The organism is Mesorhizobium sp. M1050, from assembly GCF_040318715.1.
Lineage (GTDB): Bacteria > Pseudomonadota > Alphaproteobacteria > Rhizobiales > Rhizobiaceae > Mesorhizobium.
This window is the reverse complement of sequence record NZ_JAMYMV010000017.1, coordinates 80104-93744: the sequence shown is the minus strand read 5'-3', so window position 1 is coordinate 93744 and position 13641 is coordinate 80104. Positions and strand designations below refer to the sequence as shown.

4 protein-coding genes are annotated in these 13641 nt (G+C 63.4%); all 4 read right to left on the bottom strand.

From position 1 onward, the window contains the following. Positions 1-198: 198 nt before the first annotated feature. On the bottom strand, positions 199-1980 hold the full coding sequence (locus tag NKH57_RS12710; RefSeq protein WP_352944569.1) for a glucan ABC transporter ATP-binding protein/ permease: 1782 nt from the start codon (positions 1978-1980) through the stop codon (positions 199-201). A gap of 510 nt (positions 1981-2490) precedes the next feature. Then, on the bottom strand, positions 2491-11094 hold the full coding sequence (locus tag NKH57_RS12705) for a glycoside hydrolase family 94 protein (RefSeq protein WP_352944567.1): 8604 nt from the start codon (positions 11092-11094) through the stop codon (positions 2491-2493). Between the two features lie 269 nt (positions 11095-11363). Then, entirely contained in the window at positions 11364-11951 is a 588-nt protein-coding gene (locus NKH57_RS12700) for a HutD/Ves family protein (RefSeq protein ID WP_352944565.1), read from the bottom strand. An 11-nt stretch (positions 11952-11962) separates the two neighbouring features. Beyond that, complete coding sequence (gene hutU / locus NKH57_RS12695; RefSeq protein WP_352944563.1) at positions 11963-13633, bottom strand: urocanate hydratase; 1671 nt, start codon at positions 13631-13633, stop codon at positions 11963-11965. Positions 13634-13641: the final 8 nt, after the last annotated feature.

Genomic DNA, 13641 nt, shown 5'->3' with positions numbered 1-13641 from the left:
CTCCGATCATCCAGAGGTCCTTTCAGAATCGATTTCCGCACACCACACAAGAGTCCCTTTGTACTCATGTGCGATTCCCCTGCCCCTTGTGGGGAGGTCGCGCCGAAGGCGCGGGTGGGGGAGCGGCGATGGCGCCCGTACCCTCCACCCGGACCTACGGTCCGACCTCCCCACAAGGGGGAGGTAGAAGAAAGAAGATCAGGCCGCGGCTTCCTGCTGTTGCTGCACACTGCGGCTGAGGCGGCGAACCTCCTCGTCGTTGAGCAGGCCGCCGGCGCGCAGCAGGCTGGCAAAGCGGCCATTGCGCAGCGACAGCTCGGTGAAGCCGCCCATCTCGATCACCCTGCCCTTATCCATGAACACGACCAGATCGGCGTCGCGAACGGTGGTCAGGCGGTGGGCGATGATGAAGGTGGTGCGGTCGCGCCGCAACTCGTCGATCGCTTCCTTGACGCGATCCTCGGTCTCGACGTCGAGCGCGCTGGTCGCCTCGTCGAGCACCAGGATCGGTGCGTCCTTCAGCACGGCGCGGGCAATGGCGATGCGCTGGCGTTCGCCGCCCGATAGCTGGCCGCCACGTTCGCCGACCAGCGTGTCGTAGCCATTGCTCTTCGACAGGATGAAGTCCTGCGCGGCAGCCGCATTGGCGGCGGCATGGATCTCGTCATTGCTCGCATCGGCACGGCCGACGCGGATGTTGTCCTCGATCGAGCGGTTGAGCAGGCCCGCATCCTGGAACACGGTGGCGATCGAATGGCGCAGCGACTTGCGGGTCACGGTGCGGGTGTCGATGCCGTCGATCAGGATACGGCCTTGCGATGGCGAGAAGACGCGCTGCAGCAAGTTGATGAGCGTCGTCTTGCCGGCGCCCGTCGGGCCGACAATGGCGACGGTCTGGCCAGCCTGGACCTCGAAGGACACGTCGTCGATGCCATGGCCAGAATTGGCGAATTCGAAACCGACATTCTCGAAGCGGACATGACCGGTGACGTTGGCGAGATCGCGCAAGCCGTCCGGCTCGGCGGCGTCGGCCGCGGAGTCCTCGAGATGGTAGAAGTCCTCGAGCTTGGCACGGGCCTCCGAAATCTGGTTGGCGAACGCCGACATCTGGTCGAGCCTGGCGATCAGCAGCGTGGCAAAGCCGGTGAAGGCGATGACGTCACCGATGCGCAGTTGACCGTGGGTGACCAGATAGGCGCCGATCAACAGTACGACCATCATCGAGATCGTCGAGGACAGGCGATGCAGCGCATTGGCCATCGCCCACCAGTCGAGCACCGGGTTCTGGGCATCGAGCAGGTTCTTGACATAGCGGCGCAGCGTATCGGCCTCGTGGCCGAGACGATTGTAGCTCTGCAACACGGCAACATTGCTGACCGAGTCGGTCACGTGCGCGAACACCTTATGGTAGTGGCGCTCCACGGCGGCCTGACCCGCCTTGGTGCGCTTCATCACCAGCCGGCCGATACCGACATAGAGCGCACCGAGCGCCAGCAGCACCATAGACATGCGCAGGTCCATGCTGACCGCGGTCGGGATCAGCAGGAACAGCGCAACCACCGTCGACAGGTGCTGACGCATGAATTCGAGCCACAGGCTGAACAGCGTCTCGACCGCGCGCAGCAGGGTGTGCAGGGCGTTGGAGGTGCCGCGCTGGTGGTGCCAGGCAAGCGGCATGGTGATCACGCGCTCGAACGAGTCGCAAAGCACCTCGCTACGGCGCTTGTGGGCAAAGCGGTCCGCGCCGCGCGCCACCAGCACGAATGCCACGATGTTGAAAGCGCCGAGGCCAGCCCACAGGGCAAGTGTCGTAAACACCGAGCCGCGTTCGGAAATCGCATCGATCACCCGTCCGAACATGATCGGCTCAAGAATGGCGATGATGGCGAGAGCCACATTGGCCGAACAGATCAACGCGACGCGCTTCCTGTCCTGGGCGAGATATCCGAGCGCTCGCCAGTAGATTTGCAGAAGGGTCACCCCAGTTACTCCGCCATGCTGTTTATTGTGCACTGCATCATTTGACTCGTATCGGTTGATACGTCGCAAAACAATGGCCGTGTACCTCTTCAGTTCCCTCAGAGCGAACAAAAGATGGCGACGTTCCGAAATCTGCCGTGATCACCTAACGGTTTGAGAAGACAGGTAAAATGTCAGGCATACGGCGAAATCATGGCAGTTGGCACACGCTGCCACAATTTTAATCAGCGGCAATGTCGGGCGCATGACCAAGGCCGAAATCTCCTTCTGCGCAGTATAGGCCAAAGCCAAGTGCGCTTGCGCCCCGCCTAGCGACGGGGACTACGTCTCGTCGATCGAGGCGACCGTTACGGCGCACCCCAAGCCTTTGATTTCATGTGCTTCTCAGAGGCATCGCCTTCAGCCGGGCCGACGGCAACGCCGGACGGCATGGCGCCGCGCATCTCGTCATGGCCCAAAAACCGAGCCCCCGGGGCTAGGTCCGGGAGCACGCTTTTGGGGCAACATGCATCAGGCCGGGATCCTGACGATGACGTCGGTAACTTCGCCAGCCCTCAGTTCGAGCGCCGAAGCCTTGGTCTTTGCCCCGTTCACCTCCAGCGTCACGGCCTTGGCCTTATTGTCGCGGATGACGCGAACCTTGAGTTCCGCCCCCAGCATCTTGAGGGTTGCCGAATAGCCGTCCCAGTGAGTGGGTAGTTTCGGCTTGAACTGGACACGCTTGCCGCGCCGTTCGATGCCGAGGATGCCTTCTACCGCCGCCCTGTAGAGCCAGCCGGCGGAGCCGGTGTACCAGGTCCAGCCGCCACGGCCGCCCTTGTTGTTGCCGGCATTGCCGTCCCCGGCATAGATATCGGCCGCCACGACATAAGGTTCGACGCGATAGTGCTCGGCCGAGGCCTCGTCGATCGCATGGTTGACGGGGTTCAGCATCGAGAAACAGCGATAGGCCTCGTCGGTCCGCCCCATCTCGGCAAGCGCGATGACGAACCATGTGGCGGCGTGGGTGTACTGGCCGCCATTCTCGCGCACACCGGGCGGATAGCTCTTGATATACCCTGGGTCTTTATCCGTCTTCGAGAAGGGCGGCGTGAACAGCTTGACGATCTTGAGCTTGTCGTCGACGAGCAGCTTGGTCGCCTGCTCCATCGCCGTCGTCGACCGCGCCGGATCGCCCTCTCCCGAAAGCACGCTCCAGGACTGGGCGATCGAGTCGATCTTGCATTCCTGCGATGTTCGCGACCCCAGCGGGCTGCCATCGTCGAAGCTGCCGCGCCGATACCACTCGCCGTCCCATGCCGTGCTTTCAAGCGCCCGCTTCAGCACGTCGGCATGTTTCGCCCAGGCCTGTGCACGCTTGGCATCGCCCTCGACCTTGGCAACGGGAGCGAAGTCACCCAGAGTTTTCAACAGGAACCAGCCGAGCCATACGCTCTCGCCCTTGCCGTGCCCGCCGACGCGGTTCATGCCGTCGTTCCAGTCGCCGCCGAGGATCAGCGGCAGGCCCGCAGGGCTGCTGCGCTTGATGGCGAGATCGAGCGCGCGCGCGCAATGGTCGTAGAGCGACGCCGTCTTCTTCGAGATTTCCGGAGTGAAGAAGGCATCGTGCTCATCATCGCCCAGCGCCTGCCCGTCGATGAAGGGCAATTGCTCCTTCAGTATGGTGACATCACCGGTGACCAACAGGTAGCGCGCCGTGGCGTGAGCCAGCCAGACCACGTCGTCGGAGATCAGGGTGCGCACGCCGGCACCGGTGCGCGGCAGCCACCAGTGCTGCACGTCGCCTTCGGGGAATTGCCGCCGTGCCGCGTTGAGTATCTGGTCGCGCGCCAGTTGCGGATCATGCGCCAGCAACGCAAGCGTATCCTGCAACTGGTCGCGGAAGCCGAACGCACCACTGGCCTGATAGAAGGCGGAGCGGGCACGGATGCGACAGGTCAGGCTTTGATAGGGCAGCCAGTGATTGACCATGGCGTCGAGCGCCTTGTCCGGCGTCTCGACCTGGATGGTGTCGAGGAAACCACGCCACTCGCGCTCATTGTCGGCCAGACGCTGGTCGAAATCCTTGGCTCGGTGCTTCCGCACCAAGGCACTCGCCTCCTCGGCGGATTCGGCGTCACCGAGCAGCCAGAGCAGCGTCACGTCGCCGCCGGCCGGAATCTCAATGTCGCGGGCGATCGCCGCGCACGGATCGTCGCCGGCCTCGACACGGTCCGACAGTCCAGCACCGCTTAGCACCGCCTGCGGAAGCTCGCTGGAGCCATGCCGGCCGAGGAACTCCGAGCGGTCGGATGTCACCGAATGGACGCCGCCATCAGCGGCGAGGAAGGCCACCCGCTCGCCGAAATCGAGACCATAGGGATTTTGCGCCAGCAACGCGCCGCTGGCAGCGTCCCGCGCCGGAACGATGGTTGCCGCCGTGCGCGACCGATGCCCGCCGAGCACCCATTCGGCATAGGCATACACACGCAGCCGTGCTGGCACCGAACCGGCATTCTGGATACGCAGCCGCGAAATTTTCACCGGATCGACCGGATCGACGACATGGGTAAGATCCATCGACAACGGCCCGCGCCTCGAACGGAAGGTCGAGAAACCCTGGCCATGCCAGGCCTCGTACGTCATCGAGGGATCGCGCACCATGGCGGCGAGCGGCGAGAACGCCTTGCCGCTGGCCTGATCGTAGATGTAGAGGCCCTCGCCCGGCCGGTTCGAAACCGGATCATTCGACCATGGCGTCAACTGGTAGTCGCGGCTGTTTCGGCTCCAGGTGAATGCAGCACCCTCGGCCGAGGTATGGAAGCCGAACGAGGCGTTGGAGACGACGTTGATCCACGGCTGCGGCGTCGTTCGCCGGCCGGCCAGGCGCACGACATAGTGCCGCCCGTCGCCATCGAAACCGCCAAACCCGTTCCACTGGCTGAGCCCACTTCCATCGGCGCTGACATTGGCCACCGCCTGCGAGGCGAATGCATGCGTCGTGGGCGTCGGCGATGGCAGGTCACGCGGAACCGGAAATGCTGTCGGCAGCAGGGCGTCGCGCGCCTGCAAGGCGGCTGCTTCAGCCCGCTCAATCTGGTCGAAGATGGTGCCGTTGCGCGTGTGCAGGACGACGCGGGCCACGGCGAGCAGCGTCTTGTAGGTCGTGTCGTCCATAAGATCGCGGCGCACCGCGAAAATGTGCTGGCGAGGTCCGAGCTCCTTGCCGCGCAAACGGCTGTTTTCGCATAGCGTCTCGACCGCCCGTTGCAGATCCTGGACATAGGAGGACGCCTGCTCGTTGACGACGACGAAGTCGATCATCATGCCACGGCTGCGCATATATTCCTGGAAACGCAACGCCTGGGCGACGATTTCCAGATCGGCGACGTCACCGATCCTGACCAGGAAGATCGGGAAATCGCCGGAAATGCTGGTCGGCCACAGGCTCGACTGCTTGCCCAGCCCCGTGGAAATGGAATCGGCGGGAAGACGCAGGAACGGATCCGGATAGATCAGGTAGCGTGCCAGCTTCTGCACATTGGCGGCATCGGTCAGGCTGAGGCCCATATGACGCGTCTGGACCTGGCTGCGCGTCCAGGCGAGCATGGCCTGGCGGGCAAAACTCTCGGGATGATCGAGCCGGGCGATAGCCTCGTCCAGTTCGGCACGGCCAGCACCGACCACAGTCCAGAAAGTCAGCGATATCTTCTTGTTGGCCGGCACCCGCACTTGCCGGCGCAGCGAGGCGACGGGATCGAGCGTGAAGCCTGAATGGCCGCCGAGCCTGGCGCCCGGATCGAACGCGGCTGCGTCGACAATGGTACGGCCACGGCCGATGAAGGCGCGCCTGTCGGTCTCGGCCTCGGCATCGCGCGCCGACCCTGACGGATCGGTGACGAAATGCACCATGGCGATATCGGGCTCGCTGGTCTCGCGCTTGCGCCGTGTGGCGAAGATCGCCGCGTTATTCGCAGAGATTTCGGTTTCCACGAACATCTTCGAGAAGGCCGGATGCGCGTTGTCGGACGCTTCCAGACCGAGCACCAGTTCGGCAAAAGAGGTCACTTCAATGTGACGGTCGGATGGGCCATCATTGTAGAGCGTAACCCGACGCCCCTCGCCGTTGCCTTCCGAAACGACGATGCATTCGACCTCGGAGCGCAACGTCCCCACCGATTTGACGAAGCTCGCCTTGTCGTCGGAGAACAAGGTCTGCGCCGTTTCCTCGACCGCACGCTTCGGCTCCGACGTCGCCGACCACCAGTCGCCGGTATCGGCGTCTCGCAGGAAGATGTAGGAGCCAAGCCGGTCCTCGGTCGGGTCCGGCTGCCAGCGGGTGACGGCGAGATCGCCCCAGCGGCTGTAGCCCGAGCCGGTCGCCGTGACCATCACCGAATAACGACCGTTCGACATGACGCTGGTCGAGCGCAGCGATTGCAGCGGGTTGAGCACGATGCGGGTGTCAGTGCTCTCGATCTCGGTCTCGTCCTTGGAGCGTTCGTCGGCCTCGGTCCTGACGGTCGCGGTCGGAATGTCGCGGGGCGCCCTCTCCTGCAGCAGCAATTCGGCCGATTCGATGACCGGATCGCTGTGGAAGCGGTCGCGCATGCGACCTTCGAAGATGGCGTCGGCGACCGCCACGATCGACATGCCCGAATGGTGCGCCATGTAGTTTTGCACGACGACATGGTCGGTGCCTTCGGGCACGCGCTGCGGCGTGAAGTCGACGGCATCATAGTAGCCGTGGCGGCCTAGTGCGCCGACTTCCCTGAGCCGGGCGAGATTGTGCACCGCCTCACGCGGGTTGAACTGTGCCGCCAATATGGTGGCGTAAGGTGCGATTACCGTGTTCTGGCCAAGGCCGCGCTTCAGCCCAAGGCCGGGCACGCCGAAATTGGTGTACTGGTAGGTCAGTTCACGGTCGCGGGCATTGTAGGCCGCTTCCGAAATGCCCCACGGTACGTTCTTCTGGCGGCCATACTGGATCTGGCGCTTGATGATCAGCTTGCTGGTCTGGTTGAGGATCGAGCCGTGCGGCTCCTTCATGACCAGTGGCGGCATCAGATATTCGAACATCGAGCCGGACCACGACATCAGTGCGCCCTGGAACCCGATCTCGACGATCGGTCGGCCAAGCCGGAACCAGTGCTCGGTCGGCAGGTCGCCCTTGGCGATGGCGAACAGGCTGGTCAGCCGCGCCTCGGAAGCCAGAAGATCGTAGCAGCTTTCGTCGAGCTGGTGTTCCTCGACCCGGTAGCCGATCGACAGCAATTTGCGCTCCGGCCGCATCAGGAAGGAGAAATCCATCTCGAAGGCGAAGCGGCGCGTGCGCTCGCGCAGGGTGATCAGCTTGGCACGCAATGCCTCGACGGCATTGTCGTCGCTGTGCGCGTCATGGACGTGCGCTTCGCAGGTGGCCTCCAGCCTTGCCGCCCAGTCGACGATGACGTCGCTCTGGGGGGACGCCGCCTCGGTGTGGATAGCTGTGGCAAGCTTGCGGATCTCGCCGGCAAGCACAGCCAGGTTGATGGTGCGGATCGACGCCATCTCCGGCTGCGCCTTGATGGTGTCGACCGCGCGCCGCATGCCGTCGAGACGGTCGGCGAGGCGCTGGCGCAGGGGGCGCAGCTGGCGACGGTCATCGGGCAACTCATCAAGGCTTTCGCTGAGAACGGTGACCGTGTCGAGAATGCCTTCGAAATCACCCTGGAGATGGACGGAGGGTGCCTCCGCCCATTCGGCGCAGGCTGCCGCCACAGCCACCAGATGGCCGGCAAGATTGCCGCTGTCGACGGCCGAGAGGTAGAGCGGGTAGAGCGGCTTCAGTGTCGTCGTGTCGTACCAGTTGAAGAGGTGGCCGCGGTCGCGCGGCATACCCTCGATCGTCGACATGGTGGCGTCGATGCGGGTGATGGCATCGGACAGGCTGATCCAGCCGAAATCGCGGGCCGATACGACGGACAGCAGGTAGACGCCGATATTGGTCGGCGAGGTACGTGGTGCGACGACCGGCGCCGGGCTTTCCTGGAAATTGTCGGGCGGCAGATGGTGGTGCTCTGACGTCACGAAGCTTTCGAAATAGTGCCATGTGCGCCGTGCCACCGTGCGCAACGCATGGATGTCAGCTTGCGATATGCGCAAGCGATCCTCGGTTTCGGCCGAACGGCTGATCCAACTGGCGATGGCGGGCGAGCCAATCCAGAACAGCGCGAAGAAGAAGGCGACGAAGGCACCGGTGGAATCGGCCAGCACCGGAATGGCAAGGCCGACGAAGCCGATGATCACGGCGCCATACATCATGCCGTAATAGGAACCGACACTATTGTCGCCGCTCTTATGCGCCTGCGAGGCAGTCCGCCATTCCAAAAGATTCTGGCGGCTGACGAACAGCCGGTACAGCGTGCGGACGATGGCATCGCCCATCATCCAGGCGTTGTGCGCCATCAGTACGATCTTCAGCGCCACCATGGCGGTGCCGAAGGCAACGTCGCGTGCCAGGGCCGAAAAATGGCCGCGCGGCGTCTGGTCGCCGCTCTTGGGAAGGATGGCGTTGACGATGTTGAATGTCGGCGCCATGAACAGGCTGAGGATCAGCAAGGCCTGCCATTGCGCCGCCTGCGTGAAGGGCAGCAGCGTCCAGCCGCCGATCGCCGCCATCACCCAGAAGATCGGTGTCAGCGAGCGGCGCAGATTGTCGATCATCTTCCAGCGCGACAGAGCCGGCACGCCGGAGCGCGGATCGAGCATGAAGCCGAGCAGCTGCCAGTCGCCGCGTGCCCAGCGATGGTGGCGCGAGGCATCGACCGAATAGCGCGTCGGATAGTCTTCGACCAGTTCGACGTCGGTGACCAGCGCCGCGCGCGCCAGCGCGCCTTCCAGCAGATCGTGGCTGAGGATGGTGTTTTCCTCGATTCGGCCCTGCAGCGCCGCCTCGAAGGCGTCGACATGATAGAGGCCCTTTCCAGTGAAAGATCCGTCGCCGAAGACGTCCTGGTAGAGATCGGACACGGCAAAGACATAGGGGTCGAGGCCGCGATTGGCCGAAAAGACCCGCTGGAAAAACGATGCATCGTCGCCGCTGGTCAGCGACGCGGTGATGCGCGGCTGCAGGATCGCATAGCCAGCCGTGACGACGCGCTTGCTGGCATCGAAATGCGGGCGGTTGAGCGGGTGGCAAAGCTTGCCGACCATGGTCGCGACCGCGTCTCGAGTGGTGCGCGTGTCGGCATCGAGCGTCATCACATGGACGACGTTCTCCGGTAACGGCACATCGAGCGGCAGGAAGGTGGTGTCGCTGTCACCGCGCAGCAGAAGGTCGAGCTCGTGCAGCTTGCCGCGCTTGCGCTCCCAGCCCATCCAGGACCCTTGAGCCGCATTGAAGAGCCTGCGCCGGTGTAGGATGTAGAAACGCGGCGCACCTTCGGAGGGATAGCGGTCGTTGAGACGGGCGATCTCGGCGCGGGCGAATTCGAGGATTTCAGTATCCGCCGCATCGATCTCGGTCTTGCTGTCGGGCCAGTCCGACAGCAGCGCGAAATGGATTTCATCGGCTGTGTTGGCGAGATGATGCACCTCGATGTTGCGGACATTCTCCTCGACGTCGTCCCGTGAACCGATCAGCGACGGCACCACCACCAGCGTGCGCGCCTCGGGCGGCACGCCGTGCCTGTAATCGTAGCCGACGAGGCGCGTCGGTTTGAGGAACAGCGAAACGACAGTGTTGAAGAAGGCGAGCGCGCCCTCGCTGGCCGGCACTGCAAACAGCACCAGCATCAGGGCGATCGACGGCACCGACAGGCCGAGATTGGCGAGTGCATTGCCGGAGAGGACCAGAAGCAGGGCCGTCAGCGCAAACACCGGCACGACGATGCCAAGCCATCCGGTCTTGCGGAAGGCTCGTTTGAACGTCTGGCTGACGGTAGGCCGATAGCCGATCGCTTTCTCCAGCTCCAGCCGGCGTGGGCCGACGAGAAAGAAACCCACATCGGTGTGGGCGGATGGCGTTGATACGGCATCGCCGACATCATCGCGCAACATGGTCTCGCCGGCAGCGTGGCCGGCCAGTTCGATGGCTTTGTCGGCGACACGATATTCGGAGAGGTCCGAGCGGCGCGCCAGTTCCTCGATCGCAGTCCGGTACTGGTCACGCGAGAAGAAGTCGAGCGCGGCGAAATCGGTGCGCTCGCGCAGCACCGTATCGATGCGGCTGACGCCTTCGAACCAAACGGTCCAGTCGACGTCGTTGATGAGGCGCAGGCCGCGGATGATGTTGCCTGTCGTCACATTGCCGCTGGACAGCGTCTGATGCTCGGAAATGATGATTTCCTCGGCGTCGGAGCCGGCCTTTTCGAGTTCACCTTCCAGCCATTCCAAGGCCTTGCCGGCGTTCTGCGATCCATCGCGCAGACGGTAGAGCAGCTGGGTGGCAAAGGTGGTGTCCTGCGCATGGACGCTGAAGTTGGACAGGATTGCCTGCCGGTCGGAACTGTCGTCGATCGCCAGAACCTTGTCCGCCACATCATTGGCGATCTGGCGCATCTGACGGGTGCGATTGACCCTGACCGCCAACCGGCGGAGATTCTCGATCAGGACGAAGCGCAACAGGGAAGGCAGCGCCCAGAGCTCGCCGATCTTCAGCGGCTCGACCGATTGAAAACCCTGGACGATGGACTTGAACATCGTCGCCGAGACGGAGCTGTCCGAATGCGCCATATAGGTCCAGGCCAGCGCCAGCGCACGCGGCACGCTGCCGTTATCAGGCAGTTTCAGGGTCGGCAGCTGGCGATAGAAGCGGCGCGGCAGATCGCGCTTGACCTGGAAAATAGTCTCTTCGACCAGATAATTGTTGTCGAGCAGCCATTGAGCCGACGGCGTGATCGTCTCGCCCCTCGCCTGCGCCGCATTCGTCGACCGGTAGACTTCCAAAATCTTCTTGGCACTGTCACGGATACGGGCCTGAAAATCGAAAGGCGTCAGGCCGAACAAATCCGTGAGGTCGCCGTTTGCCAGCCTTTCACCGAGCAGCCGAAGGCGCTCCTCAGGCAGGTAATTGGAGCGGATCGGCTCTTCGGTGATGGCCGGGAAGCTCGCGCTTGTCTTCTCGATTTGGGCAGGGGTCGTCTGAATATTCATTGAAAATTCCGTAAGCGGGGCAGTCAGCGGCGTCACCGCCACGGCAATGGCCCTAAAACCGATTCAATTGCAATTGGTTGCATAAGCCCCATTTGCCGAAAGTTTGTTTCCGCACCGCGACAGGGCGTCATCTCTCAGCGAAAAACAACGACGAGCGCCCCTCTTCCCGTCGGGATCGATCGACGGAAAGGATTCGGGCTTTTTCGTGATGCCCGCCTTCAGCTTACGCTATTATTCGCCGGCATCGCGATCATGTTTGGAAACAGGCGTTAACCATTGCCGGAAATGCCGCCGATCCGGATCACGAACAGCGTTGCGTCATGGGCTGGCCGGGCAAGCAGGCTGGCGCTGTCCGGACCGGCTATCAACGTGTCCAGCGCTCCGAGGCGAACCGGTTCGGCGCCGGGCACAGTGACTTCGCCGTTCAAGCACAAGATGAGGGTCGTACCGGCTTCAGTCCGGATTTCCGCAGGTGTCGAAATCGACAGGCGTTCGACCGAATGCCTCATCCGGCTTCTGCGGGTCATGACATTGAGATCGGTGATCGGCCCGCCGATCAGCGTGGCCGAGGTCTGCACGTCGGCCGGGAAGGAAAACAGGGCGGTCGCCCTGTTTATGGATGTCGGCGGGTAGCCGGCAATCTCGAGGACGATGCCCTCGCCTTCGAGCACGGCAAGGGTGCGATCGATGCCGGCAAACTGCGAGAACGGGCCGCTCGATTCGACGCGCGCCATCGAGACGCGCCAGTCGAAGTCGTCGAGGCCGGCCCCAATGGGCGAAACGGCGATTTCGGTCGTCACGCCACCGCCGTTCTTCCACGGCATCGACCGGTATTCGGCTGCTCGCAGGATGCGCATCGGTCAGCCAATCAGCCGAGAATGCCGGGCAGGTTGAGCTGGTGCTCCTTGGCGCATTCGATGGCCGTGTCGTAACCGGCATCGGCGTGGCGCATCACGCCGGTCGCCGGGTCATTCCACAATACCCGTTCCAGGCGTTTGGCCGCTTCGCGCGTGCCGTCGGCGACGATGACCATGCCGGCGTGCTGCGAGAAGCCCATACCGACGCCGCCGCCATGGTGCAGCGACACCCAGGTGGCGCCCGACGCCGTGTTGAGCAATGCGTTGAGCAGCGGCCAGTCGGACACGGCATCCGAGCCGTCCTTCATCGACTCCGTTTCGCGGTTCGGCGAGGCGACCGAGCCGGAATCGAGGTGATCGCGGCCGATGACGACCGGCGCCGTCAGCTCGCCCTTGGCCACCATCTCGTTGAAAGCGAGGCCGAGCCGATGCCGGTCCCCGAGACCAACCCAGCAGATACGTGCCGGCAACCCTTGAAAGGCGATGCGCTCACGCGCCATATCGAGCCAGTTGTGCAGATGGGTATTGCCGGGCGTCAGTTCGCGCACCTTGGCGTCGGTCTTGTAGATATCCTCCGGATCACCCGACAGGGCCGCCCAACGGAACGGGCCGATGCCTCGGCAGAACAGCGGGCGGATATAGGCCGGCACGAAACCGGGGAAGGCGAAGGCGTTCTCGAAGCCTTCTTCCTTGGCCACCTGGCGAATGTTGTTGCCATAGTCGAGCGTCGGTACACCGGCGTTCCAGAAAGCCACCATCGCCTCGACATGTTCGCGCATCGAAGCGCGGGCCGCCTTCTCGACCGCCTTGGGGTCGCTGACGCGCTTCTCGCGCCATTCGGCCATCGTCCAGCCCTTCGGCAGATAGCCATTGATAGGGTCGTGAGCCGAAGTCTGGTCGGTGACCATATCGGGCCGGATACCGCGCCTGAATATTTCGGGGACGATCTCAGCGGCATTGCCCAGCAGGCCTACCGACTTCGCCTCGCCGGCCTTGGTCCAGCGCTCGATCATCTCCATCGCTTCATCGAGGGTCTCGGCCTTCTCGTCGACATAGCGGGTGCGCAGGCGGAAATCGATCGAGTTCGGATTGCATTCGATCGCCAGGCAGCAGGCGCCGGCCATGACAGCGGCGAGCGGCTGGGCGCCGCCCATCCCGCCGAGGCCGGCAGTCAAGATCCATTTTCCCTTCAGATTGCCGCCATAGTGCTGGCGACCGGCTTCGACGAAGGTCTCGTAAGTGCCCTGCACGATGCCTTGCGTGCCGATGTAGATCCACGAACCGGCCGTCATCTGGCCGTACATCATCAGGCCCTTCTTATCGAGCTCGTTGAACTTTTCCCAAGTCGCCCAATGCGGCACGAGGTTGGAGTTGGCGATCAGCACGCGCGGGGCGTCCGGATGGGTGCGGAACACACCGACTGGCTTGCCCGACTGCACCAGCAAAGTCTCGTCATCGGCCAGCGTCCTCAACGACGCGACGATGCGGTCAAAATCGTTCCAGGTGCGCGCCGCGCGGCCGATGCCGCCATAGACGACCAGTTCGTTGGGATTTTCGGCGACGTCCGGATCGAGATTGTTCATCAGCATGCGCAGCGGTGCTTCCGTCAACCAGGAGCGGGCACTGATTTCCGTGCCACGCGGGCTGCGGACTTCGCGGATGTTGTGGCGAGGATTGTTCATGGCGTCAC

Excerpts from the sequence above, each read along its gene's own strand:
- NKH57_RS12705 (WP_352944567.1), bottom strand. The coding sequence starts at position 11,094 with ATGAATATTCAGACGACCCCTGCCCAAATCGAGAAGACAAGCGCGAGC.
- NKH57_RS12700 (WP_352944565.1), bottom strand. The coding sequence starts at position 11,951 with ATGCGCATCCTGCGAGCAGCCGAATACCGGTCGATGCCGTGGAAGAAC.
- hutU (WP_352944563.1), bottom strand. The coding sequence starts at position 13,633 with ATGAACAATCCTCGCCACAACATCCGCGAAGTCCGCAGCCCGCGTGGC.